Here is a 24,425-nt window from a genome sequence, read left to right as displayed (position 1 = left end):
ATGTTTTTAGGGTGTATAGAGAATCAGGCAGCAACCCTGGAGAAACGTGACTATTGCAACGCTCCAGCTCATGGAAACATAGGCAATTGCAACGACACTCCCTACTCAAGCCCTCCCCCACTTCGGTAATTATCATGCCAAGCAATGTCATTGAACGTAAAACCTACGCAGCCCTTCCGCCCGCTGTCGGGCCTTATTCCCACGCAGTGAAACATGGCAACACGCTCTACCTGTCCGGCTTCACCGCCTTCGGCACCGAAGCCCAAGGCCAGAGCCTGGAAAAACAGGCCAACGCCATCCTGGAACAGATCAAAGCGGTGGCCGCCGACGAAGGCACCGACATGTCCTCACTGCTGAAGGTCACCCTGTTCATCACCGACTTCAGCCAGGTGGGCGACCTGCGCAAGGTGCTGGCACATCACTACGCAGGAAACCTGCCGGCCAGTTCCTTGGTTGAGGTCTCCAAGCTGTTTTCCCCAGAGTTGAACATCGAGATCGAGGCCATTTTCGGGGTGTAAGGGCCACGAGACTCGCGTGCCAAACTCACGCGGGTCCTCTACCCAAGCAGATCGCTTCCCTGCATGATGCGCCAACAAAAAATCAAGGATGATTAACAACAATGAAAAACCCCCTTATCGCCCTGCTTCTGCTGTGCGTGACCGCCCCCGCACTTGCGCAGGAAAGCCCCATCGGTTTTCGCACCGCCACCCTGCCTGACGCGCAACACAACCGCCCCGTCGACATGGTGGTCTGGTACCCCGCCGCGACCCAAAGCCAGCCCGAGCCGATCGCCGATGACGCAGTCTTTATCGGTGCCCTTGCCGTACCCGACGCACCACCGGCCAGCGGTAAACATCCTCTGGTGGTGCTCTCTCACGGTTACGGCGGCAATTGGCGCAACCAGCTGTGGCTGGCCAGCGCCCTGGCGCATCAAGGTTATATCGTGGCGGCGGTCAACCACCCCGGCACTACCAGCAAAGACCGCAGCCCCGCTGCCGCCGCGCAGTTGTGGCAGCGGCCTGCCGACCTGAGCCGCGCCATCGACGCGGTGCTGGCCCAACCCAAGCAATTTGGCGAGGTCAAAAAACAGCAGATTGCCGTGGTAGGCCATTCCCTCGGCGGCTGGACTGCACTGGAAATTGCCGGCGCCCGTTTCGACCCGGACCTCTTCACCCGCGATTGCAGCGTCCACACGAAACTAAGCCCTTGCACGGTCTACACACAGATGAACCCTGCCGGCACGCCAGAGGGCAAGGCCAAACTGGCGGCAGACTTGAGCGACAAGCGTGTGACCGCCATTGTGTCCCTGGACCTGGGCCTGTCTCGCGGCATGACCGACGCAAGCCTGGCGGCGCTGCACGTGCCGGTATTGGTGCTGGCCGCAGGCGTGCCATCAGACGAACTTCCCGCCCAGTTGGAATCGGCCAACCTGGCCAAACGCCTGCCCAAGGCCTCGACCCAGTACGTCGAAATCAGTGATGCCACCCACTTCAGCTTCATGGCGATATGCAAGCCGACGGCCGTGGCGTTGATCGAGGAAAGCTCGCCAGGCGACGGCATCATTTGCGGCGATGGCGAAGGCGCTCGCCCACGGGCAGTGATCCAGCAACAAGTCACTACCCTGATCAGCGGGTTTCTCACGCAGTCTTTTCGCCATTAACCGCCCGTTCAGGCGTATTGCTTTAAGCCTCGGCGTAGGGATTACTGTAGGTCGACTCTACTGCCGAGGTGACATGCGATGTTCGAACTGGCCCCCATGCTCACGTATATAGCCGTAGTCATCGGCCTGTTCCTGATCCCGGGCCCTGCGGTGCTGCTGGTCATCACCCGCACGCTGCAGGGCGGGCGCAAGGCCGGTATCGCCACCGGGCTTGGCATTGCCACCGGCGACCTGATCCATACGCTGTGTGCTGCCCTGGGCCTCTCGGCGATCCTGATGACCTCGGCCACGGCGTTCAACGTGGTCAAAACGGTGGGCGCCTGCTACCTGATTTACCTGGGCGTGCGGGCGTTCCTCGCCCGGCCCGGCGCAACCTCACAGAAGCACCTGCCCAGCGTGACCTCTGGCCAGGCGTTCTTGCAGGCCGTGGGCGCAGAAGTCCTGAACCCGAAAACCGCCCTCTTCTTCCTGGCCTTCCTGCCGCAGTTCGTTCACCCGGAATCAGGCTCCTCCCTGACGCAGTTCGCCGTGCTGGGCCTGATTTTTTCGGCGCTCAGCGCGGTGTACACCAGCCTGATTTCCATCGCCATCCGCCCACTGAGCCAATGCTTTGCCAGCCTGTCCAAACTGCGTCGGTGGGAAGGCAAGATCATCGGTACGCTGTTCATGGGGCTGGGGTTGAAGATTGCTTTTCAGCAACGCTAGACCTATGGCTTCCACCCCAAAGAAACGCCTATGCAAAGAGAAACGCATCACATACGATGCATTTAGAGATATTCTCATTAAATGCATTGCATAGGATGCATATTTAAATGGATGACTTAGGTCCCTTGATCAAACGCCTGCGCCAAGCCGCCGGGCTCACGCAAAGCCAACTCGCGGAGCGACACGGTATGAGCCGCGCGACCATTTCCGGGATCGAGAACAATACGGTCCCTGAAATCGGGATTCGCAAGGTCGCCGCCATCCTGGAAGGCTTGGGGTACGAATTGACCGCTGTGCCAAATCGTCGACGCAAAACGCTCGATGAACTCAAGGCAGGAAACGTGCATGAGTAAGCCACGTGATCGGCTGTACATCGGCGCAGGGGAAGCAGCGGCGGGAATACTGGGGCGCAGTGCGCAAAACAGCCGCGACGCTGTGTTCTCGTATAACCCGGGCGTTGCCGAAAAAGACGCGGTGTCCCTGACCATGCCGGTGCGCCTGGAGAGCTACAACTGGGAATACGGCATCCATCCGCTGTTTGAAATGCACATCCCCGAGGGGCATCTCAAAGAAGCGCTCGTGCGACGGTTCAGCAAGTCTGTGCGCGGTTTTGACGACTTTGCGCTACTGGGAATTGTCGGGCCGCACCAGTTAGGTCGCATCAGCGTGACCCACGCCAGCGGCGACGAATCACTGCCCCAGATCGTGCTCTCCGACTTGCTGATCCATGACGGCGCGAAAGATCTGTTCGACGAGCTGGTAAACACGTATGCCGCCTACTCTGGGGTTTCCGGCGTTCAACCGAAGGTCCTTGTACGCAGCGCTGAAGCACTGGGCAACGATGTTGAGCGATTCACCCACCGGGGCGCCACGCACCTGGTGAAAGCGTTCAACGAAACCGACTTTCCGCAGTTGGCGGCCAATGAGTTCTTCTGCATGCGCGCGGCCTTTCACACGGGCCTTGAAGTACCGGAGTGCCAACTAAGCCAGCACGGTAAATTGCTGGCGGTGAAACGCTTCGACATTGGCGAAAACGCTTACCTCGGGTTTGAAGACATGTGCGTGCTTTCCGGTTGGGGCACCATCAAGAAGTACGACGGCACTTACCAAGGGTGCGCGAAGCTGATCAAGTCTTACGTCTCCCCCCACCGCGTCACTCAGGCACTGGAAGATTTCTTCATGATGGTGGCGCTGTCGGCCGGCATCCAGAACGGTGACGGCCACCTGAAGAATTTCGGCCTGCTCTACGAGGATTGTGCCGAAGAGGCCGATATCTGGCTCGCCCCCGCTTACGACCTGGTGACCACCACTGTGTATCAGACCAACGACATCATGGGACTGCTGCTGGGCGGGTCAAAAGCCTGGCCGAAACGCAAGATGCTGGTCCAGTTCGGGCGCAGCTCGTGCAACCTGACCGAAGCGCGCTGCAACGCGTTGCTGGGCAGGGTGAGCCACGGCATGCATCGCGCGCTGGCTGAGCTTTCCGAGTATCGAATCTCTCATCCTGAATTCGATGACGTAGGGGAAAAGATGACCGCTGCCTGGACGGCAGGGCTGGAGAAAAGTATTGAGCCCCCTGATGTTCAAGGGTAGCGGGAGACCCGGCCACCTTTCGGCGCCGGGTCTTCCCACTGACGATCAGAACGGCTTGGTCGGCAGGTACTTGCCATCCAGGGTGATCACTGCACGGGAACCGCCTTCCGGGTCATCGACTTTCTTGATGTCGAGCTTGAAGTTGATCGCGCTGATGATGCCGTCGCCAAACTTCTCGTGCACCAGGGCCTTCAGCGTAGTGCCGTAGACCTGCAGCATTTCGTAGAAGCGGTAGAGGATCGGGTCGGTCGGCACGCCGTTGCCGAGGCTGCCGCGCAATGGGATGGTTTGCAACAGGGCCACCGCGTCGGCGTCCAGGCCCAGGATGTCGGCGACGGCCTGAGCAGCATCGGCCGGCAGCGGGTGCTGGCCCAGCAAGGCGGCGGTGACGAAGGCTTCGGACAGGCCGGTGCCCTCGGCGATCTGGGCGAACGACAGGTCTTTGCGGGCCTTGGCCAACAGGATCACGTCGGTCAGGGCAAGGCGGCTGTTCTGGCTGATTTGTGACTGGATCATGGCGTTATCTCCTGGGGTAAAAATCGTCTTGGGGTTAATGCGAAACGGCGCGTACATCCGGGTTTTCGGCCAGGGACACAAACGTGCCGGTGCTGCCGTCAAAGGCCTGGATGCAGCCGCTTTCGATGTCGTAGACCCAGCCGTGCAGCGCCACACGCTTCTCTTCAAGGGCAAGGCGCACCGAAGGGTGGGTCTGGAGATTGGCCAGCTGCGCGATCACGTTCTCACGCACCATTGAAGCCACTTTGGCCTGCGGGTCTTGATGCTTGCGCGCTTCGTTCACCACCCGGCCCGAGTCGGCATAGCGTAGCCAACTGGCCACGGCGGGCATGTGATCCAGGCACGTGCAGCTGGCGATGGCGGTCATGGCGCCGCAATCGGAATGCCCGCAGATCACAATGTCGCGCACTTGCAGGGCCGCCACGGCGTACTCCACCGAGGCCGACACACCGCCTGGCTCCGGGCCGTAGGACGGCACGATATTGCCGGCATTGCGGATGACAAACAGGTCGCCTGGCTCGCGTTGCGTGACCAGCTCCGGCACCAGCCGGCTGTCCGAGCAGGAGATGAACAGCGCACGCGGGCTCTGTTGCGTGGCCAGGTCCTTGAACAGCGTGGCGCGCTCGGGGAACGCGTCACGCTGGAACCTGAGAAAACCGTCGATGATGTCTTTCATGGGGTAACTCCCTTGGATCGCGATGCGATGAAGCAGAGGTTACGCAGCCCATGAAATAAGGTAAAAGTCTGATATATGATCAACCGCATCAGATAATCTTATGAGTTGAAACATGCTGGCACGACACATTCACTACTTCCTCGCCGTGGCCCAGTACGAAGGTTTCACCAAAGCGGCGGCGGCCCTGCATGTGTCGCAGCCTGCGCTGTCGCAGCAAGTGCGGCAGCTGGAAGAAAGCCTGGGCGCGCAGTTGTTCGACCGTTCAGGGCGCAAGACACGCCTGACCGACGCCGGCGAGGTTTACCTGCGCTATGCGCTGCGGGCCGCGCAGAAACTGCAGGAGGGCCAGCGCGCGATCCATGACGTGGGCGACCTCAGCCGAGGGGCGCTGCGGGTGGCGGTCACGCCCACCTTCACCAGCTACCTGGTGGGGCCGCTGGTGGAAGCGTTTCACCGGCGCTATCCGAACATCACGTTGAACGTGCGTGAAGTGGCCCAGGACGCCATGGAACAGCAACTGCTGGCCGATGAACTGGACGTGGGCATCGCCTTCGATGAAGCACACGCCCCGGATATCGACGCCGCGCCCCTGCTGGTGGAAACCCTCGCCCTGGTGGTCGGCCGCCAACACCCCCTGGCCACCGAGCGCGCCATCGGGCTGGACGCGCTGAATGCCGAATCACTGATCCTGCTCAGCGCCGAGTTCGCCACACGCGAACAGATCGACCGCTATTGTCGCCAGCACGGCATTCGCCCGCGCGTGGTGATGGAGGCCAATGTCATTGGCGCGCTGATCGAGGTGGTGCGCAGGACCACGTTGTCGACCGTACTGCCGGCCACGATTGCGCGGGCGCACCCGGACCTGGTCGCGATAGAGCTGGGGCCGCAGCAACTGCAGCGCACGGCGGTGCTGATGCAGCGCAGAGGGGGGTATCAGTCGGCGGCAGCGCGGGCGTTTATGGCGGTCGCGAATGAAGTAGCGACGGGGCTGGAAGCGTAAACCGTACCTGTCAGGGCTGGCGATCGCTTGCAGCCTGGGCCAGCAGCCACTCCCGAAACGCCTTCACCTTGGCAAGGTCAGCCACTTCGGGCCGGTGCACAATGTAGTAAGCGAACGCCAGCGGCCGGCTGGCCTCACCAAAAGGCCGGACCAACCGCCCCGCTCGCAGGTCATCGCGCAGCATCACGCTGCGCCCCAGCGCCAGCCCCTGGCCGTCAATCGCCGCTTGAAGCACCGCCGCCGAGTTGTTGATGCGCAGGCCGTGCTCGGCATTGACCCCGGGGAACCCCGAGGCGTCGAGCCAGGTGCGCCACGTCGGGTATTGGGGGTCGCCTGCCATCGACAGGTCGTGGATCAACGTTGCCTCGGCGAGTCTTTCCAGTGGTAAACGGCCCTGCTCCAGCAGCGGATAGGTGGGCGCACACACCGGGTACAGGTCCTCGTCCATCAATGGGGTGGCGACCAGCCCAGGCCAGTGGCCGGCGCCATAGCGCACACCGATGTCCATGCCTTCGGCGATGAAATCCACCGGTCGCAGGTTGGTGTCCAGCAGCACATCGGTCTGCGGATGGGCACGCTGGAAATGTTCGATACGCGGCAACAACCACTTGGCCGCGAACGCCGGGCTGACCGTTACCGTAAGCCCTGTGCCGAGAGCGCCCTCCTTCAACCGCGCCACCCCCAGGCGCAAGCGATCAAACCCCTCGCGGATATCCGGCAATGCCTGGCGCGCCACCTCGGTGAGCACCAGGCGCGCAGCGCCGCTGGACGCACGCGTGAACAACGGCACGCCAAGCCAGGATTCCAGGGTTCGTACCTGCTGCCCCACCGCCGCCGAGGTCACGTGCAATTCTGCTGCGGCCGCTGAAAAGCTCAAGTGCCGGGCAGCCGCTTCAAAGGCTCTGAGTGCATTGAGGTAGGCAGGCGTATTCATCGTTAAAGTTTTTCTTTAGTAGGCGGCAATGAATTCTGGTTTGTGAGCAGTGTTGCCCGGGGCGAAGAATAGCAGCCATGGACACAGTAGATCAGCTTCGAAAGCGATGAACCGTTCAGGCACTTTTTCTTTGACACCCCACAGGACACTCTCAACATGAAAAGATTTTCTTCCAAGGTTGCCATTATCACCGGCGGCGGTTCGGGTATCGGCAAAGAAGTCGCACAACGCCTGGTCGCCGAAGGCGCCAGCGTGGTGATCAGCGGCCGCGATGGGGACAAACTTGAAAAAGCCGCCGCGCAGATCGACCCCAGCGGCCAGTACGTTCGTACCCTGGCGGCAGACATCGCCAAGCCCGCGACCGCCAAAGCGCTGGTGGAACTGGCCACCAGCGCGTTCGGCGGCGTGGACATCCTGATCAACAACGCGGGCGTCTTTAACCCAAAACCCTTCCTGGAGCTGGACGAACACGCGTACGACGGCTTCGTCGATATCATCCTCAAGGGCAAATTCTTCATGGCCCAGGCGGCGGCCCAAGCCATGTTGAAACGCGGCGGTGGCGCCATCGTGCAAACCGGCTCGCTCTGGGCGTTGCAAGCCATTGGCGCCACACCGTCGGCGGCCTATTCAGCAGCCAACGCGGGTGTGCACGCCCTGACCCGTAACCTGGCGATTGAACTTTCGTCCTCGAACATTCGCATCAACACCGTGGCGCCGGCTGTGGTGGAAACGCCGGTGTACAACACGTTCATGGACAGCGAGCAGGTCAAGGCCGTGCTGCCCACCTTCAATGCCTTCCACCCGCTGGGGCGCAATGGCCAGCCAGCCGACGTTGCCGAAGCCATCCTGTTTTTGGCCTCGGAACAAGCGGCGTGGATCACCGGCACCGTGCTGCCAGTGGACGGCGGCGTCACAGCGGGCCGCATCTGATCATCGCTCCCCCGGGAACACCCGCCACCGCCAAACAGGTGCGTTCGGCGATGCCTTGCGCGATACTCGCCCGCCCCCACACCGAGGCGGCGCGAGTGATCATGGACAGGCCCTCAACTACCCCTTTCGCCTACCAGGCGGTGTACCGCTACCTCGTCGAGTTGATCGCGGCCAGCCCGTCACACTCTGAACATAAGCTGCCATCGCTGCGCCAACTGGCCCAGCGCCTGGGCGTGTCGGTCTCGACTACCAAATACGCGTACGCCTTGCTCGAAGACGAAGGGCGGATCATCGCCCGGCCCAAGTTCGGTTACTTCATCAAGGCAGCACCCTCCCCGCTCCCGCAAGACGATACCCCCAGCCTGCTCGACCAGGCATTCGCCCAGGCGCGCATGCCTGGGATGATGGCCTTGAGCAGCGATGCACCGGCAATGCTGTTGTCACTGGACAACCCCTTGCTGATGATCGAGCGCGAGCTGGCGCGGCAATACACGCGGGCGCCCTCGCCGCCTTACCTGCCGTTCGGCGAGCCCGAATTACGCGGGGCATTGGCCGAGCGCTACACCCAGTCGGCCGAGCGTTATTGGCAGGCCGACCAGGTGTATATCGGCTCGGACCTGCACAGTGTGCTGAACCTGGCACTCAACGCCCTCGAGCTGGCCGGCACGGTGGCGCTGGTGGAGTCGCCCTGTTCGTGGGCAGTGCTGCGGCAGTTGGAGGCGGCGGATATCCGTGTGATCGAAATGCCGTTGGGCGCTGATGGGCGCTTCGATTTAGTCGCCTTCAATGAACGGGTCAAGGATGAGCCGATTCGCCTGGCCGTGCTGTCATCCACGGTGAACATGCCCCACGGCAGCCGGATGCCCGGCGAGGACAAGCAGCAGATCTGCCACTGGCTGGCGGAACGCTCAATCTGGCTGTTTGAAAACGACACCTACGGCGAGCTGTATTTCGACGCCCCCCCACCCCGTTATCGCGACTTCGCCGACCCGCAGAGGCTGTTGGTGTTCTCAACCTTTGAGAAGGTGATCGGCGCAGAAGCGCCCTTCGGTTACCTGTTATGCCGCGAACACGGCGCACGGTTGCGCGAGTTATTCCTGGCGCGGGGGTTTCGCCTCTCGCCGATTCGCCAAAAGGCTATCGCCCGGCTGTTCACCACCCAGCGCATCGACGCGCATCTGAAAGCACTGCGGGCCCAGTTGATTGCACGCATGAATGAGATGAACACCTTGCTGCACGCGCAGGGCAAAGGCCTATGGGAGGTGATGGCACCACAGGGCGGCGCGACCTTCTGGCTCAAGGCAACACGCCCGGTGGACATGCGCCGGGTATTCGACCAACTGTTGGCCCGGCACATCGTCATCGCCCCCGGCGAACTCTTCAGCCGGCAAGGGCATTGGCCGTACCACCTGCGCCTGAGCTACACCCTCGACTGGAGCAAGGATGTCGCCCAGGCCATCAGGCAACTGGCCGACGCGATCCGTCACAGCCCGTAGCAATGCCGCGCTTCAGGAAAACGACCTTGGCGCACCTCGTCGGCAAACCGCTCACAGGCGTCACGAATCACCGCACCGACGTCGGCGTACTGTTTGACGAAACGCGGCACGTGATCGCCGCCCAGGCCCAGTACATCCTCAGTCACCAGCACCTGACCGTCGCAGGCCGGTGACGCCCCAATGCCAATGGTGGGCATGGCCGAATCCAGGGTGATCTGCCGGGCCAGGCCTTCCGCCACGCCTTCGAGTACCACGCTGAAGGCGCCCGCCGCCAGGTTGGCCCGCACGTCTTCGGCAATCACCGCGCCGGTGTGTGCCGTGAGGCCCTGGGCCTTGAAACCGCCCATCACGTTGACGAACTGCGGCATCAGCCCCACATGGGCCATCACCGGAATACCCCGTGCCACCAAAAACTCGACGGCGCCTGCCAACGCCTGGTTGACCTCCAGCTTCACCGCATCACAACCGGTGCGTGCCAACACCTGGGCACAGTTGCGAAAGGCTTGCTCACAGGACTCCTGATAACTGCCAAACGGCATGTCGGCCACCACACACGCCAGGCGCGTGCTGTCGACCACCGCCCGAGTGTGGCCGATGATTTCTTCCAGTTGCATGCTCAAGGTCGACGCCCGGCCGTAGCCGACCATGGCCGTGGAATCGCCCACCAGGATGAAATCCACCAGCGGGTCGATCAGCCTGGCAATCGGGCTGGAATACGCGGTGAGGGAGACGATTTTCTGCTGGCCCTTCATGGCGACCAATTGAGGGACGGTCATGCGTTTGGTGCGGGTATGGGTGCTCATTGAAGTCTTCCGTTTACGCGGGTTGATCAAGGCTTACCCGGCCTGATTATTGGCCAAACGCAGCGTGATTCAATGCACAGATCGGCGCTAAAAAGCGACCCAGGCAGATAGGCCCCGGTGCGGGGCGCCAACTGATATCATCGCGCCCATTACCCGCCGGATAGATCACCATGAACCGCCAGAAAAAACTCCAGCAGCTCTTCAAGGCCAAGGCCAAGAAGGCCAGCGCCAAATTGGCGCCGAAAAGCAAGGACCGCTACATCAGCAAGGCCGACCGCGCGAAGCTGGCGGCCGAAGCCGATCAAGCACCCACGACCGCCTCTGACGCGAACGACTGAACGGCACGCAGGATTCGCCCCCGCTCGCGTGCCCCCTCCCCTTACTTCGCGAACAGCTGGCTCATGTCCTTGAACGCCTTGAACTCCAGGGCGTTGCCACAGGGGTCGAACAGGAACATGGTGGCCTGCTCGCCGACCTGGCCCTTGAACCGCACGTAGGGTTCGATGACGAATTGAGTCTCACGTGCCCGCAACCGATCGGCCAGCGCTTCCCATTGTTCCCAGTGCAGGATGATGCCGAAATGCGGGACCGGCACATCGTGGCCATCCACCGGGTTGGAGTGCACCGACTCCTGGGAGTGGGTCTTGGGGTGTTCGTGGATCACCAATTGATGGCCGTAGAAATCGAAGTCGACCCATTGCGCGCTGGAGCGGCCTTCGGAGAGGCCGAAGACGTCGCCGTAGAAGTGACGCGCGGCGGCCAGGTCATACACGGGAATCGCTAGGTGGAAAGGAGAAAGGCTCACGGTTGCTACCTGCTGGTTCGGTTATTCAGAACTCGATTCTTCACCAGAAAGACCGGGGGATAAAGCGCATATCCTTGGTCCTGAGCCTCAAGAATTTTGATGCTCGCCCCCTATTGGGGCGCCTCCAGCACACTGATGACGCACGAACGGAATAAGTCGAAGAGTGGCAGTTGGCGCTGGGTGTACTTGGTCAGCAACACGATTTCGCGGAAAAACGTCAGTTTGTCCAATCGCAAAACCCGCACGTCGCTGCCATGTTCCAGCCACAACCCGGCCATGGGCACCAGGGACACGCCGAGGCCGCTGCGCACCATCTTGACGATGGCGTCCAGCTCATCCAGTTCCAGCGCCAGTTGGGTCTGGATCTTTTGCTCCTTGAGGAACTGCGTCACCTGGCGCCCGCCGAACGAGCCCCGGTCGTAGCGCACAAAGGGTTGCTCGCGCAGGATCTGCAACGGGTCATCGCCCGGCACGTCGTTGGCGGTAATCAGCACAAACGGCTCGCGGGCGATGACTTCAATGTTGAGGTCTTTGGGCAGGTTAAACGGCGGGTTGATCATGATCGCCAGGTCCAGGTCACCGGCATCGACCTGGCTGAGCAGGTTCAACGAAACGCCGGGCACCAGGCTGACTTCGATAAACGGCGCACGCTGCTTCAGGGCTACCAGCGCCTCTGGCAAGAGGCCGGTCTGCACGCTGCCGATGGCGCCGATGCGCAACGAACCCTGGAAGTTGTTGGCACTGTCGGGGGTGCCCATGCGCGAGAAGATATCGAGGATCTCTTCCGCCAGTAGCACCGCCCGCTGCCCCGCCGCGTTGAGGGTGGCGGAGCGTCCGGTGCGGTCGAACAGCTTGACCCCCAGGGCGTCTTCAAGGTGCTTGATCTGCGCGCTGACCGCCGATTGCGTCAGCCCCACTTGCTGGCCAGCGGCCGCAAAGGTGCCTTTGCGCGCCGCGCATACGAAGGTCCGCAGTTCTCGAATCATCCAGGCACCCTGTGGTTGAAGGTTCAGCAGCCGCTTAAGGCGACCTGCGGCCGCTCGCCGGCAAAAAAGAACGGGCGCAGGCGCACGCCCACGCTGTTGCCGATGAACGCGGCCACCAGCCACACCCAGCCATGCAGGCTGCCCGAGGCGATGCCGCTGAAGTACGCGCCGATGTTGCAACCATACGCCAGGCGCGAGCCATAGCCGAGCAGCAGGCCACCGATCACCGCCGCCACCAGCGAGCGTGCGGGGATTTTCAGGCTCGGCGCAAAACGCCCGGCCAGGCCCGCCGCCAGCAGCGCGCCGAGCACGATGCCGATGTCCATGACGCTGGTGATGTCTTCCCACACCGGCGCGGCCAGGGCCTTGGCATTGCCCGGCATTTGCCAGAACGCCCAACTGGCCACGTCGACGCCCAGGCCACTCGCCACCTTGGCGCCCCACAGCGCGAACGCCGAGGTGATGCCCCATGGGCGACCGGCCAGGGCCAGGGTCGCGTAGTTGAGCAGTGCCAGGCCAATGGCGCCCCACACCAACGGCCACGGGCCGCGCAGGAAGCGGCGCAGACCGATGTGTTCACTGGTGACGCCTGCTTCCAGTTGGCCGTGACGGGCTTTTTCCAGACGTACCGTGATCACCGCGATCAGGGCAAACACGGTGAGGCTCAGGCCCATGGCCGGCGCCACGCCGAAGCTCTTGACGATGGAAATCGCCGGGAACGCCGGCAACGAGAACCACCAGTCCACGTGGTGGGTGGCGATCAACGAACCGCAAATAAAGAACAACAGCGTCACCAGCATGCGCGCATTGCCGCCGCCCACCGTAAACAGGGTGCCCGACGCGCAACCGCCGCCCAACTGCATGCCGATGCCGAAGATAAACGCGCCAAACACCACCGACACCCCGGCCGGTGCCACCAACCCGACCACCGGCTGGCCGAACAAAGTGCCGGCGCCCAGTGCCGGGAAGAACAGCAGCACCGCCACCGCCAGCATCACCATTTGGGCGCGCAAGCCGGCGCCGCGCCGATCATTGATGAACACCCGCCACGCCGAGGTGAAGCCGAAGGCCGCGTGGTAAAGGGTCAAGCCCAGCGCCGCACCGACCACCAGCAACAACACCTGGTGCGCGCCAACGCTGGTTTGCAGGAACACGGCGCCAAGCACCAGGAAGATAAAGGCCACCAACGGCGCGACGGGCTTGCGCGCGGGGGCGATGGGAAGAGAGGTGCTCATGGGGTTCTCGGTTCGTGTGAATGGGTGGGTTGCGAGGGGGCAAGTATAAACCGCGAGGTGGCGCCAGCCTTGGTTTATTGGCCCCGGATGACGTGCCAGGGTTTATGAAGAAAATTTAATACAGCCAAACTGTACAGTTTTCCTGCGCGGGTGCTACGGTTCAGGCATGACCGACTCTTCTGTAACCTCCGCCCCCGACTCTGCCGCCCTGGCCGCAGCACTGCGCATTTCCCTGGGCAAACTCAGCCGCCGCCTGCGCGAACAGACCCATCCCAACGATTTCACGTCGGCGCAAAAGTCCGTGTTGCTGCGCCTGGACCGCGACGGCCCGGCCACTGTGTCCGCCCTCGCCCGCGCCGAAAGCGTGCGCCCGCAATCGATGCGCATCACCGTGGCGGGGCTTGAGGCCATGCAGGCCGTCAGCGGCCAGCCAGACCCCAGCGATGGCCGACAAACCCTGATCACCCTGACGCCCGCCTTGCGCAAACACCTGACCGAAAGCCGCGCCGCCAAAGACGACTGGCTGCTGCGCGCCCTGCACGAACAACTGTCGCCCCAGGAACAAGATGAACTCGCCGCTGCGGTGAAACTGCTGGAGCGTCTCGCCGATTTTTGACCGACCTGCTTTAAGAGGTGCCTGACCATGCAATGGCTTGACCTGCTGTCCTACTTTTTTGGTGGCGTGTTCCTGGCGAATGCCGTGCCGCATTGCGTCAGTGGCGTGAGGGGCGAAGCGTTCCAGACGCCCTTTGCGCAGCCCCGTGGTGAAGGCTTGTCGTCGTCGACGGTGAATGTGCTGTGGGGCTTTTTCAACCTGCTGGTCGCCTACCTGTTGCTTAGCCGCGTCGGTGAGTTCGACCTCAAGCACACCAGCCACCTGCTCGCGCTCGGGCTCGGCGCGCTGTTGATGAGCCTGTTCATGGCGCGGCACTTTGGCCGTTTCCACGGTGGCAACACGCCGCAGCCGTCATGAGTTTCCTTGGTACCTTCCGCTCCCTGCGCAGCGTCAACTACCGCATCTGGGCCGCTGGCGCGCTGGTGTCGAATATCGGCACCTGGATGCAGCGCACGGCCCAGGACTGGCTGGTCCTCACCCAACTGACGCCGCACAACGCATCGGCCGTGGGCATCGTCATGGCCTTGCAGTTCGGGCCGCAACTGCTGTTGCTGCCCTGGACCGGTTTTGCCGCGGACCACTACGACCAGCGCAAAATGCTGATCGTGACCCAGGCGGTCATGGGCCTGCTGGCACTGACGTTGGGCGTGCTGACTGTCACCGGCCTGGTGCAGTTGTGGCAGGTGTATGTGTTCGCGTTTTTGTCCGGCTGCGCGTCGGCATTCGATGCGCCGGTGCGGCAGATCTTCGTCGCCGAACTGGTGGCCGAGAAGGATTTGTCCAACGCCATCGCGCTCAACTCCACCTCGTTCAACATGGCGCGCATGATCGGCCCGGCCGTGGCCGGCGTGACGATTGCGTCGGTGGGCACCGGCTGGGCATTCCTGCTCAATGGTTCGAGTTTCTTTGCGGTGCTGGTGTCGCTGTTTTTCCTGCGGGTCTCGGGCCAGGCCACTAAAGTGCGGGCGCTGCGCACCAAGGGCAGCCTCACCGAAGGCATTCGCTACGTGTGGGCACGGCCGGACCTGAAGGCGATCCTGTTGATGCTGTTCCTGATCGGCACCTTCGGCATGAACTTCCCAATCTTCATCTCGACCATGGCCGTCAGCGTGTTCCACGCCGATGCACGCGGCTATGGCTTGCTCACCTCGACCTTGGCCATCGGTACCATCGCCGGCGCCCTGCTCGCTGCCGGGCGCGAGCGGCCGCAGTTCAAATCGCTGCTCAGTGGCGCGGCCGTGTTCGGCGTCGGCTGCACCCTGGCGGCACTGGCGCCCAACTACTGGACCTTCGCAATTGCGCTGGTGATCATCGGCGTCGGTGCGATGACCTTCAGCAACACCACCAACAGCTTGATGCAGCTCACCACCGAACCGCACATGCGCGGCCGGGTGATCGCCTTGCGGGTCGCCGTCGCCCTCGGCGGCACCCCCATCGGCGCGCCCATCGTCGGCTGGGTCGCCGACCACCTGGGCCCGCGATGGGCGCTGGCCGTCGGCGCGGTGTCAGGTATCCTTGCGGCGGCGGTGGCGATCTATACCTTAAGACGCCAGTTGGACCGGCCAGCTTCTGCGATCGAAGCAGTCACAAAATGAGAGGCGCAGTAACCCCTTGGCCAAAGACATCGAAAACCCGTGCATTTCCATCTGCCAGCTCAGCGGCGACCTCTGCGTCAGTTGCGGGCGCAGCAAGGACGACATCCGCAAATGGAAACGCATGAAACGCCCCGAGAAGATGGCCGCCGTACAACGGGCGACCCAACGTCTGAAGGCGTTGAAAAAGTCCAAATAACGGTCAGGTACGCCCGACCGATCCCGACACCGGAAGGTTGCCGAGCAACTTGAGCCCGGTGCTCTTCACAAACGTCTCGTAATCCATCGGCTTTTGAATGCGCGTCTCGGCGTTGGGCAACACATAGGCCCAGGCGCGTTTGCTTGAAGCGTCATACACCAGCTTGAACAGGCGCGTCGGCACCCAGACCTGATTGTCGCCGATGGTGCCGTAGCCGGCATCGAACAGTGGCCCGGTAAACACATACACGTCGCCGCCGGCACGCACGGCGAACTTGCGCACGTCGGCCTCGACCTTGCTCCAGATCTTGCGGTTGTTGGTCGGGTCCTGGGGCACCATGTTCGACAGCGCAAAGGACTGGGCCATGGCGTTGGCATTCGGTGCATCAGCGGCCGGGGACTGGTGGCCACGGTCCATGTGCTGGGCGCGGTAGTCGCTCAACTCGGCGCGGCCGCCCTTGGGGATACGCGGGTCGGCATAAAACTGGTTGGTGCGCTCTTCGCCCTTGGCGTCTTTCAACTTGGCGGCGTTCAGGCGTTCGACCACCACCAGCGGTGTCTTGCTGGTTTGCGAATAGAGCACGGCGAAGTGATCGGAACACAACGCCAGCGGTTTCATGCTGGCCGGTACGGTGGCGGTGTTGATGGGGTTGGCGGCGGGAAATAGGTCGGCGCAAGCGTCGAACGACAGGCGTTTTTCCTGCGGGGAATACAGGTCGGGCAGGCTGCGGGCGCTGACCCCGGTGGAGAGCAAAACAAGGGCGGACAGCCCAACGGCAATTTTGCGGAGGTGCATGCATTAATTCTTCGAAGGGGAATGAAGCGGCAGGCTCCGCGGTGCGGAGCCAAGTGGATGATATTGCGGGAATTATTGACAAGGCATTGTACGATTAGTGCCCGAGAGCTGTAGGTTTTCCTACCGCTCGCGCACCCGGCTTGAACCCATGGCTGCGCGCGCCCCAGGCAATCGCAAACGACACACCGATCAACAGCAGCATCGCCCACGGAAACGACGCGACGCCCCAGGTATCCAGCAACACCCCGCCCACCACACCGCTGCCAGCGATGGCGCTGTTCCACGCCACCACGTTCAACGACAACGCCACATCCGCGCCGTCGCCCGCCGCGTCGGCCAGGGCGGTTTGCAGCAGGGTCGCGGCACCGCCGAAGCTCAGGCCCCACACGGCGATCCCGAGGTAAATCACCTGGGGCACGTTGCCCAGCAAGCCGAACAACACACTCACCGCCGCAAAGGTCGCCAGGCTCACCAGCACGGTGTTACGCAGCAACGGTTCGACCAGCCTGGCGGTCAGCCAGATCCCGGCCAGCGCGGCGATACCGAACACCAGCAGCACCAGGTCGACCCGCTCCGCCAACCCTGCAGGCGCCACGAACGGCGCGATGTAGGTGTACAGAATGTTGTGCGCCAGCATCCAACTGATCACCACCGCCAGCACCGGCCGCACGCCAGGCGTGGTCAGTACTTTGCCCAGGGACAAGCGCTGGTGCGCAGCCTGTGGCGGATAGTCCGGCACCTTCACCAGCACCCAGAAGATCAGCCCCAACGTCAGCGCCGACATCAGGCCAAAGGTGGTGCGCCAGCCCACCAGACCACCGAGCCAGGTGCCCAACGGCACGCCCAGCGACAGCGCTATCGGCGTGCCGACCATCGCCAGCGCCAACGCCTTGCCCTGTTGATGGGGCGCGACCATGCGCCGGGCATAACCGGCCAGCAGGCTCCACGCCAGCCCCGCCGCTACACCGGCAAAGAACCGCGCCACCAGCGTCACGCCGTAATGGGACGACAGCGCCGTGATGGAGTTGAACAGCAGAAACCCGACGATGGTCAGCAGCAACACATTGCGCCGGCGCCAGCCACGGGTGGCGATGGTCATGGGGATCACCGCCAGCACCGAGCCCAGGGCGTAGGCGGTGACCATCTGCCCGGCCATGGACGGCGAAATCGCCAGGCCATCGCTGATCAACGGCAACAGGCCCGCAGGCAGGGTTTCGGTGACGATGCAGATGAAACCGGTCATCGCCAGGGCAAGCAAGGCGCCAATGGGCAAGCGATCGGACGAAGCCGACAAGGTGATTGAGGGGGTCACGGTAAGCTCCTAAGGCAGACTTAAATACTGATCGATACAAATGTTGCAGGCGCACACGGCGCGTTGTCAACGACTTATGTATCGACTAGTATTTATCTCGTTTTCCACCGGAGATCGGTAATGGCAACCATGGGCCGCCCCCGCAATTTCGACCGTGACCAGGCCGTCGACCAGGCCTTGCACCTGTTCTGGCAACACGGATACGACGCCACGTCCCTCGCTCAACTCAAGGCCGGCCTGGGTGGCGGCATTTCCGCGCCAAGCTTTTACGCCGCGTTCGGCTCCAAGGAGGCGCTGTTCGATGAATGCGTGCAGCGCTACCTGGCGACCTACGCCCAAGTCACCGAATGCCTGTGGGACGAAACCCTGGCACCGCGCCAGGCCGTTGAAACCGCGCTGCGCCAGTCGGCCCGCATGCAGTGTGAAGATGGGCACCCAAAAGGCTGCATGGTGGCCTTGGGTGTGATGAGCGCCCCGAGCCCGGAGAATGCTCGGGTGGCCGATGCGTTGACCCAATCACGGGCACGAACGCGTGCGGGCATCGTGGCGTGCATCGAACGGGCAGTGAACGCGGGGCAATTGCCGGACACGCTCAACGTAGCGGCGATGGCGACGGTGTTTGACAGCTTTTTGCAGGGCGTTTCGATTCTGGCGCGGGACAACGTGCCACACGCAACCATCAATGCGGCGATCAGTCAGCTCCTGCTGACATGGGACATTGCCGCCTCTACGGCGCCGCCCACTCGTCACGACACGCCATCAGAAAATCCACAAACGCCCGCACCCGATGGGGCACATAGCGCCCATGGGGATACAGCAAGGTAAACGGTCGCGAGCGGCCGCCAAAGGGTTTCAACACCTCCACCAGGCTGCCGTCCGCCAGTTCCTGCTCGACGATGAACTTGTAGGTCTGAAACAACCCGGCGCCATGCTTGGCCAGGGTTACGCCGCCCAGCACATCGTCGGAGCAACTGTAGCCCGCCTCCCCCGCGTACTCCCGATCCTTGCCGTCCACCTGGAACAGCCACGGAATGCGCCGGCCATTGCTCGGCAATTCGTATTGGATGCATTCGAACCCTGGCAGATCCTCCAGCGTCTGCGGGACGCCGGCGCGTTGCAGGTACGCCGGTGCAGCGACCACCACCAGCTCGGCGTCTTCCAGCAGGCGCGCAATCAACGATGAATCCGGCTGGGCCCGCACGCGCACCGCCAGGTCATAGCCCTCGGCGACAAAGTCGATGTTGCGGTTGCTGATGTGGATGTCCACGCTGACGTGCGGGTACAGCGCGCGGAATGTTGGCAGCAAAGGCAGCAAGCGGTGGTGCGCATAGGTGGTGGGAATGCTGATGCGCAACAGGCCGGACGGCACGGACTGCGCGCCCATCACTTCCTGTTGTGCCTCCACCAGTTGGCCCAGGGCCTGGCGGCATTGTTCGAAGAACGTACGGCCGCTGTCGGTGAGACGGATGCTGCGCGTGGTGCGCACAAACAGGCGCGAGCCCAGGCGCTCTTCCAATCGCGAGACGCTGCGGCTCACTGCTGCCGGCGTGACACCCGCCACCTGCGCGGCGGCGGTGAAACTGCTGGCTTCGGCGGCGAGGCAGAACAACTCGATGCTGCCCAGCTGCAAGTCTTCGAAATGGCGCTTCATGAGTGACACCGGCTACACGACGATTGAGGCGCTGATGATCCTGCCCAACGGCCCTTCACCACAAGGGCCTGAATCAGTTTGTAGTGAGCGGGCTTGCCCCGCGCTGCGGTGTGTCAGGTACCTCATGTGTATCTGACACACCGCGGCGCGGGGCAAGCCCGCTCACTACAGCCGTCAATAGCGCGGCGCTCAGGGCGTGGGGGTCACCGTTGAACAGCACGCCCAGTGGATCACTGCTTTCCAGGTGTCGATACAGGGCGCTGCGTTCGGTAAAGCTGCCCGCCATCCGCGCCGCCGCCTCCACATAGTCTTCATGGGTGCGGGCAATGCTCCACTGCGGCAACCCCACCCGGCGAAACAGGCCTTCGTCGATATGTTCGAACACCTGCGGCCCGGTCTTGCACACGCCCGGCAGGCCCACGGTGAAGGCGTCGATGATGCCGTTGGTGTTGCCGAACGGGAACGGGCTGAGAAACATATCGCAGCCATTGAGCGTGGCCATGTAGTCGGCGTAAGGCTGGTGCGGGTACACCGTGGCGTCGCCGACGTAGCGCTCGATCAACCGCACCAGTTGCGGGAACAGCAAGCCCTGGGCCTGCCCCACCAAAAAATGAAAACGCACGCGCTTGCCGCTGCTGTGCAAGGTGCGCACGGCAATCGCCTGGCAGGCGCGCAGGAAGGTCGGGTTGAGTTTCATGGTGGTGGCGGCGACGGCGATGTTGACCCAGGGCGTGTCTTCGCGCACGGCAGCCGGCAAGTCGACCGCGATGGCGGAGGGCCGATAGGGCTGCCCATTGGCGGGCAGTTGCAGCAGGCGCTCGGTGAAGCACGCCGGGTCGCCGACAAAATCCGACTCGACGCTGATGCAGTCGATGTGCCGTGACGCGGTCGTGGCCGGATGCCCCAGCGCCGCCACCTGCAAAGGCGCAAAGCGCAGGTTGCTGGCAAACATCGTGATCTGGAACATGCCGACGCTGGGCATGTAGAACACGTCGGGCTGGCGTGCGGCAGCGAGGCTGGTGAGTTGCCGCAGGCAGGCAAACAGGTCGTCGGGCTCGCGCAATTCGATGAATTCATCAAACACGGCGCGGCCCAGGGCATCCACATTGGCAGCGTACCCCACCGCCACCACGTGAAAATCTCGCCGTGCCGCTTCCAGCGTCAACGAGTGGGTGCGATAGATCGAATGCCCACCGGAGAACCATTCCAGCAACACCAGCATCAACGGTTTTTCACGTGCTGGCGCAACGCCCATAGGCACGCTGCGAATGCCCACGCTGTCGAGCTTGCGTTCGATCAGCGTGTTGATCGACGCCTTGATGCGGTGGCGTTGTGGCAAGTCGGCGTAGCTGCAATGCATGTACACGTCGTGCAGCACGTTCAGCGGCAAGGTATCCAGGCTATCCAGTTGCTCCAGGCGCCCAGGCAACCAGGCCAGCAGCGCCTCGCGCTTGGAATGCGCAGCCGGTGTGCCGAGAAAACGCGGCGACATCAACGCCATGAACAGCGCGGCTGCGAGCGTTGGGTTTTGTGCCCACAGCAGTTCCACATCCAGCGGCAATTGCGACTCCGGCGAATACAGCAGACAGAACTTCACCAGGTCCTGTTCGGCGATGCGGTAGCCGTTGCCCCCTGGCCCGAGCAAATTCAGCGAGCGCAGGATGTGGTCGGCGTTGATAAAGGCGCTGGCGGCAAACAACGAAGACAGCCAGCGCTGCAGGTTGATCAACTGGCCGAACCCACCCGGGCTGATGCTGAAGCCCGGGTCGGAAAACAATGCGGTAATCGCGCAAGTCAGCCGCGTGAGCACATGGCTTTCCAGCTCGCCGGGCGTGAGCGCGGGCGACACGCTGAGGGAGAATTGCTCCGACAGCTTGCCGTAGTTGCGGTCGATCAATTGCAGCAGGCGCACCAGTTCACGGGCGCCGCCCTCGTGGTCGCGGCTGTAGCACAGGTACTCGAAGGCTTCGAGGGAAAACACCGGTTCGTTCATGGTGCGGTGCCCTGGGCCACGTCGATGTTCACCTGGTCCGCAGCGCTGCCCAGCGGCGTGAGGTGATAGTCGCCGGTCAGCGGTTGGCGCCAGGTGTCGCCGACCATCTGGCTCTGGTGATACTGGCGCGTCGGTTCGGAGGAGGTGTCCAGCAGGCTGTTGTGGATCAGCCCGCCACGGCTGATCAGCACCGCGCCACTGCCGGTGGCCAGGATCGAGGACGTGCCGTTGCCCTGATTGAGGTAATTGCCCGACGGCGTGTCGAGGTCCAGGCGCAGGGTACCGTCCACCACTTGCAGGGTGTTGGTGCCATTGTCGAAGCTCAACGCCGCACCGCTGGCACTGCGCGCGGTGACGGTGAGGTCGCCGCCGCCAGCGGTCATTACGTTGTTAAAGCCGCGGGCGTTGGTGGCGGTGAATTGCAGCCCCGCCCCCGAGCCCAGCGCAGTGCCTTGCAGGCGGATATCGCCACTGCCCGACAGGATATTCACCCCATTGCCCGCCCCCGACGCGCCGCTGCGAATACTCAAGCCCGGCGCAGCAGAAGCCGCGCCTGCCGTTCCGCTCAACGACAGGTTGCCGTCCAGGGTCGTCAGGTTGATCACCGAGCCGGTGCCCGTGGAATTGACCACGGTGCCGGAGTCGCCGGCGCTGCGGCCATCAACCACAATATCGCCCCCCACACCCGCGCTGAGTGTCACCGCGCCGGTGGTGGAGGCCGCCAGGAATACGCCACGGCCCGACGCCGCAGCGCCCTGGACCGTCAAGGTGCCGCTGCCCACGCTCAGGGTTTGGGTCGATGACGCCGCCGTCGAACACACCAGCACACCACTGCCCGACACCGCACTGCCACGCAGGGTGACATTGCCACTGCCGGTGGCCGCGATGGTGTTGCTGGTGCTGAAGATCCGCGTGCCGTTGCCGCTGCCCAGGTTGGTGCTGTCCACCGTGATGGAGCCCACACCCGAGGTCACGATAGTGCTGCCACCGGTCAGCACAAAGGCATCGCCGCTGCCCGTGCTGCTGGCCTGCACGGCGGTGATGCTGATGTTACCGCCACCCGCGTCCAGGGCGCTTCGGCTGATGTTAATCGCCGTGGCGGTAGAACCGGCAGCCAGGCTGGCGGACGTGGCGCCGCGCAAGGTGATGTCGCCGCCGCTGGTGCTGATGCGCGTGCCGTTGGTCAACGAAATGCCCACGCCATTGCTGACGTTGGTGCTGGCCCAGGACGTCGCCGGGTCTACCGCGCCGCTGATGGTGAGGTTACCGCCGTTGGTGCTGATGCTCGCGTTGCTCAGGGCCACCGAGCCGTTGCCGCTGTTGTTGAAGTTGGAGACCAATGACACGTTAAGCGTCTTGCCGGCGCCATTGCTGATGCTGGTGTTGGTCATCACGATATTGCGGTGCGCCTGCAGGGTCAGGGTCGCGTTGCCCACGCCCTTGACGTTGTCCAGCACGTTGATATCGCCGGACGTGCCCGCCCCTGAAGAGGTGGTCACGAGGATGTTCGCGCCTTCCGACAACGAAGCATTCAGGGTCGCCGAACTCAGGTTGGAGCTGGCCCCCGCGTTCGGCGTGAAAGGCGTGCTGCTGGACGTGCCGGTGCTGGCGGTGCGGGTGATGTTGATGTTGAACGGGTCGATCAGCCACGTGCCGCCCTGCCCCGACACCGCGCTGAGATCGACCACGCCCATCACATCCAGCGCGTGCCCGGAGGTTTCCACCAGCCCGCCACGCCCCTGGCTGCCGGCACCGCGCACGCTGATGCCGCCATAAAATTGCGTGCTGTCCCTGGACCAGAGGATCACTTTGCCGCCGTCACCCTGGCTCAACGCATTGGCGCTGATGCGTGCATCGCTGCCCATGAAGGTGCTGTCAGCCTGGTGCAGGTTACCGCTGCCCTGGTAGTCGCCGCCCATCAACACCGTGCCGCCGCCGATGTCGCCATCGGCATCGATACGGCCGCTGTCGAACAGGCCCACGTATTGGCCGGTCATGGTCACATTGCCGCCGCGCTCGCCGGCGTTTTTGCCCGACACATCGAGCACGCCGCTGTTGACCACCACGCCGCTGTCACCGCCATCGAGAATGATGCGGCCATTGCGCTGTTGCAGGCTGCGGGCTTCGATCACGCCTTCGTTGTTCACCACATTGCTGAGCATGGCCTGGGAGTCGCGGGCGGTCATGGCCACGGCGCCGCCGTTGGCACTGAGCAGCCCGCGGTTGATCACGCTGGCGCCGATGGCCGGGTCGTTGACCTCGACGTTGATCAGGCCGTCACCGGTGAAGTCCAGGGTGATCTTTTCCCCGCCGCCCAACACCACCGAACCGAGCTTGGCGACCACCGTGCCTTCGTTGCGCACCTGGCTGCCCAGCAGCGCGACGCTGCCGCCATCCCGCGCACTGATCGTGCCCTGGTTGATCACCGCGCCACCGCTGGGCCCGGAAAACACGTACTTGCCGGCCATGAAGTCGCTGTTGGAAATGTTCAGCGAACTGGCCACCAGCCCGCCCACATCCACCATCGACCCCGCGCCAAACAGCACGCCCTGGGGGTTGATGAGGAACACCTGGCCATTGGCATTCAGGTGCCCAAGGATTTGCGAACCGTCGCTGCCGGTGACCCGGTTGAGCGCTACCGACGACGCCCCCGGCTGCAGGAAATTCACCTGGGCGGCGCTGCCGATATTGAACGTGTCCCAGGTGGTGATCAGGCGGTCGCTGCCCTGGTGCACGGTCATTACATTGCCGTTGCTGCTGATGGTGCCGCTGCCAGCGACCACTTGGCCATTGGTGGGCAACGCGTTGCTGTCCAGCGCCAGCGCGGGCAGTGGCGTCAAACTGTAGAGCGCGCAGAGCACGGCAAAACTCAGGGGTTTGAGAACAGGCAGCGCGGTTTGGGATTGTGGTTTGCTCACAGCCTTCTCC

The 24,425-nt window shown here is 63.1% G+C and carries 26 protein-coding genes; 14 read left to right on the top strand and 12 right to left on the bottom strand.

Features of this window, described 5'->3' with window-relative positions:
* Positions 1 to 134 precede the first annotated feature (134 nt).
* The 5 genes from AC07SU_RS14690 to AC07SU_RS14670 all read left to right on the top strand — a co-directional run bounded on the left by AC07SU_RS14690 (position 135) and on the right by AC07SU_RS14670 (position 3,958).
* Positions 135 to 518 (top strand): RidA family protein, encoded by a 384-nt coding sequence (locus AC07SU_RS14690; protein ID WP_176998652.1) that lies wholly within the window; start codon positions 135 to 137, stop codon positions 516 to 518.
* Positions 519 to 619: 101 nt separating this feature from the next.
* On the top strand, positions 620 to 1,660 hold the full coding sequence (locus AC07SU_RS14685) for an alpha/beta hydrolase family protein (protein WP_494997428.1): 1,041 nt from the start codon (positions 620 to 622) through the stop codon (positions 1,658 to 1,660).
* 78 nt (positions 1,661 to 1,738) lie between these two features.
* Complete coding sequence (locus tag AC07SU_RS14680) at positions 1,739 to 2,365, top strand: LysE family translocator (protein WP_494997427.1); 627 nt, start codon at positions 1,739 to 1,741, stop codon at positions 2,363 to 2,365.
* Positions 2,366 to 2,472: 107 nt separating this feature from the next.
* Positions 2,473 to 2,718 (top strand): helix-turn-helix domain-containing protein, encoded by a 246-nt coding sequence (locus tag AC07SU_RS14675; RefSeq protein WP_494997426.1) that lies wholly within the window; start codon positions 2,473 to 2,475, stop codon positions 2,716 to 2,718.
* Positions 2,711 to 3,958, top strand: coding sequence for a type II toxin-antitoxin system HipA family toxin (locus tag AC07SU_RS14670; RefSeq protein ID WP_494997425.1), 1,248 nt, complete (start codon positions 2,711 to 2,713; stop codon positions 3,956 to 3,958). Before AC07SU_RS14675 ends, AC07SU_RS14670 begins: the two co-directional genes overlap by 8 nt.
* A gap of 45 nt (positions 3,959 to 4,003) precedes the next feature.
* On the opposite strand, the gene cynS is transcribed toward AC07SU_RS14670, so the two are convergent.
* Both cynS and AC07SU_RS14660 read right to left on the bottom strand, forming a co-directional pair.
* Positions 4,004 to 4,474: a cyanase gene (gene cynS / locus AC07SU_RS14665; protein ID WP_494997424.1), complete on the bottom strand. Its 471-nt coding sequence runs from the start codon at positions 4,472 to 4,474 to the stop codon at positions 4,004 to 4,006.
* A 34-nt stretch (positions 4,475 to 4,508) separates the two neighbouring features.
* Complete coding sequence (locus AC07SU_RS14660) at positions 4,509 to 5,150, bottom strand: carbonic anhydrase (protein ID WP_494997423.1); 642 nt, start codon at positions 5,148 to 5,150, stop codon at positions 4,509 to 4,511.
* Positions 5,151 to 5,262: 112 nt separating this feature from the next.
* Between AC07SU_RS14660 and cynR the strand changes: the two genes are divergently transcribed.
* On the top strand, positions 5,263 to 6,150 hold the full coding sequence (gene cynR, locus AC07SU_RS14655; protein WP_494997422.1) for a transcriptional regulator CynR: 888 nt from the start codon (positions 5,263 to 5,265) through the stop codon (positions 6,148 to 6,150).
* 10 nt (positions 6,151 to 6,160) lie between these two features.
* Here the strand turns inward: cynR and gcvA are convergent, their stop codons facing one another.
* Positions 6,161 to 7,084, bottom strand: coding sequence for a transcriptional regulator GcvA (gene gcvA, locus AC07SU_RS14650; RefSeq protein WP_494997421.1), 924 nt, complete (start codon positions 7,082 to 7,084; stop codon positions 6,161 to 6,163).
* A 156-nt stretch (positions 7,085 to 7,240) separates the two neighbouring features.
* Here gcvA and AC07SU_RS14645 point away from each other — a divergent pair, with 156 nt between their 5' ends.
* Positions 7,241 to 8,014, top strand: coding sequence for an SDR family NAD(P)-dependent oxidoreductase (locus tag AC07SU_RS14645; RefSeq protein WP_494997420.1), 774 nt, complete (start codon positions 7,241 to 7,243; stop codon positions 8,012 to 8,014).
* Positions 8,015 to 8,115: 101 nt separating this feature from the next.
* Positions 8,116 to 9,510 (top strand): aminotransferase-like domain-containing protein, encoded by a 1,395-nt coding sequence (locus tag AC07SU_RS14640; RefSeq protein ID WP_494997419.1) that lies wholly within the window; start codon positions 8,116 to 8,118, stop codon positions 9,508 to 9,510.
* On the opposite strand, the gene panB is transcribed toward AC07SU_RS14640, so the two are convergent.
* Positions 9,498 to 10,313 (bottom strand): 3-methyl-2-oxobutanoate hydroxymethyltransferase, encoded by an 816-nt coding sequence (panB, locus tag AC07SU_RS14635; RefSeq protein WP_494997418.1) that lies wholly within the window; start codon positions 10,311 to 10,313, stop codon positions 9,498 to 9,500. The two genes, AC07SU_RS14640 and panB, sit on opposite strands and share 13 nt — an antisense overlap.
* 170 nt (positions 10,314 to 10,483) lie before the next feature.
* On the opposite strand from panB, the gene AC07SU_RS14630 reads away from it, so the two are divergent.
* Positions 10,484 to 10,651, top strand: coding sequence for a DUF2986 domain-containing protein (locus AC07SU_RS14630; RefSeq protein WP_259173868.1), 168 nt, complete (start codon positions 10,484 to 10,486; stop codon positions 10,649 to 10,651).
* A gap of 41 nt (positions 10,652 to 10,692) precedes the next feature.
* On the opposite strand, the gene AC07SU_RS14625 is transcribed toward AC07SU_RS14630, so the two are convergent.
* From AC07SU_RS14625 to AC07SU_RS14615, 3 genes are all read right to left on the bottom strand, one after another.
* Positions 10,693 to 11,118, bottom strand: coding sequence for a VOC family protein (locus tag AC07SU_RS14625; RefSeq protein ID WP_176998632.1), 426 nt, complete (start codon positions 11,116 to 11,118; stop codon positions 10,693 to 10,695).
* A gap of 110 nt (positions 11,119 to 11,228) precedes the next feature.
* Complete coding sequence (locus tag AC07SU_RS14620) at positions 11,229 to 12,104, bottom strand: LysR family transcriptional regulator (protein ID WP_494997417.1); 876 nt, start codon at positions 12,102 to 12,104, stop codon at positions 11,229 to 11,231.
* A 23-nt stretch (positions 12,105 to 12,127) separates the two neighbouring features.
* Complete coding sequence (locus tag AC07SU_RS14615) at positions 12,128 to 13,339, bottom strand: YeeE/YedE family protein (protein WP_494997416.1); 1,212 nt, start codon at positions 13,337 to 13,339, stop codon at positions 12,128 to 12,130.
* Between the two features lie 166 nt (positions 13,340 to 13,505).
* Here AC07SU_RS14615 and AC07SU_RS14610 point away from each other — a divergent pair, with 166 nt between their 5' ends.
* The 4 genes from AC07SU_RS14610 to AC07SU_RS14595 are packed head-to-tail and all read left to right on the top strand — an operon-like array spanning position 13,506 to position 15,746.
* Positions 13,506 to 13,955, top strand: coding sequence for a MarR family winged helix-turn-helix transcriptional regulator (locus tag AC07SU_RS14610; protein WP_494997415.1), 450 nt, complete (start codon positions 13,506 to 13,508; stop codon positions 13,953 to 13,955).
* Between the two features lie 27 nt (positions 13,956 to 13,982).
* The gene (locus AC07SU_RS14605) at positions 13,983 to 14,312 is read left to right on the top strand and encodes a hypothetical protein (RefSeq protein WP_494997414.1); all 330 of its coding nucleotides are present in this window, start codon (positions 13,983 to 13,985) and stop codon (positions 14,310 to 14,312) included.
* The gene (locus AC07SU_RS14600; protein ID WP_494997413.1) at positions 14,309 to 15,550 is read left to right on the top strand and encodes an MFS transporter; all 1,242 of its coding nucleotides are present in this window, start codon (positions 14,309 to 14,311) and stop codon (positions 15,548 to 15,550) included. Before AC07SU_RS14605 ends, AC07SU_RS14600 begins: the two co-directional genes overlap by 4 nt.
* A gap of 16 nt (positions 15,551 to 15,566) precedes the next feature.
* Positions 15,567 to 15,746 carry a DUF1289 domain-containing protein gene (locus tag AC07SU_RS14595; protein ID WP_105695008.1) on the top strand — a complete coding sequence of 60 codons (180 nt, stop codon included), beginning with the start codon at positions 15,567 to 15,569 and terminating at the stop codon, positions 15,744 to 15,746.
* 3 nt (positions 15,747 to 15,749) lie between these two features.
* Here the strand turns inward: AC07SU_RS14595 and AC07SU_RS14590 are convergent, their stop codons facing one another.
* On the bottom strand, positions 15,750 to 16,541 hold the full coding sequence (locus tag AC07SU_RS14590; RefSeq protein ID WP_494997412.1) for a DNA/RNA non-specific endonuclease: 792 nt from the start codon (positions 16,539 to 16,541) through the stop codon (positions 15,750 to 15,752).
* Between the two features lie 94 nt (positions 16,542 to 16,635).
* Positions 16,636 to 17,853 (bottom strand): MFS transporter, encoded by a 1,218-nt coding sequence (locus AC07SU_RS14585; protein WP_494997411.1) that lies wholly within the window; start codon positions 17,851 to 17,853, stop codon positions 16,636 to 16,638.
* 120 nt (positions 17,854 to 17,973) lie between these two features.
* Here AC07SU_RS14585 and AC07SU_RS14580 point away from each other — a divergent pair, with 120 nt between their 5' ends.
* On the top strand, positions 17,974 to 18,678 hold the full coding sequence (locus AC07SU_RS14580; RefSeq protein ID WP_494997410.1) for a TetR/AcrR family transcriptional regulator: 705 nt from the start codon (positions 17,974 to 17,976) through the stop codon (positions 18,676 to 18,678).
* Here the strand turns inward: AC07SU_RS14580 and AC07SU_RS14575 are convergent.
* The 3 genes from AC07SU_RS14575 to AC07SU_RS14565 all read right to left on the bottom strand — a co-directional run bounded on the left by AC07SU_RS14575 (position 18,581) and on the right by AC07SU_RS14565 (position 24,415).
* Positions 18,581 to 19,504, bottom strand: coding sequence for a LysR family transcriptional regulator (locus tag AC07SU_RS14575; RefSeq protein WP_176998623.1), 924 nt, complete (start codon positions 19,502 to 19,504; stop codon positions 18,581 to 18,583). The two genes, AC07SU_RS14580 and AC07SU_RS14575, sit on opposite strands and share 98 nt — an antisense overlap.
* 73 nt (positions 19,505 to 19,577) lie before the next feature.
* Positions 19,578 to 21,497 (bottom strand): peptide transporter, encoded by a 1,920-nt coding sequence (locus AC07SU_RS14570; RefSeq protein WP_494997409.1) that lies wholly within the window; start codon positions 21,495 to 21,497, stop codon positions 19,578 to 19,580.
* Complete coding sequence (locus tag AC07SU_RS14565; RefSeq protein ID WP_494997408.1) at positions 21,494 to 24,415, bottom strand: two-partner secretion domain-containing protein; 2,922 nt, start codon at positions 24,413 to 24,415, stop codon at positions 21,494 to 21,496. The genes AC07SU_RS14570 and AC07SU_RS14565 overlap by 4 nt, the downstream gene beginning before the upstream one ends.
* Between the last annotated feature and the right edge of the window lie 10 nt (positions 24,416 to 24,425).

Source organism: Pseudomonas sp. GW821-FHT05H12 (genome assembly GCF_059419385.1).
This window is presented reverse-complemented; position numbering and strand designations above follow the sequence as displayed.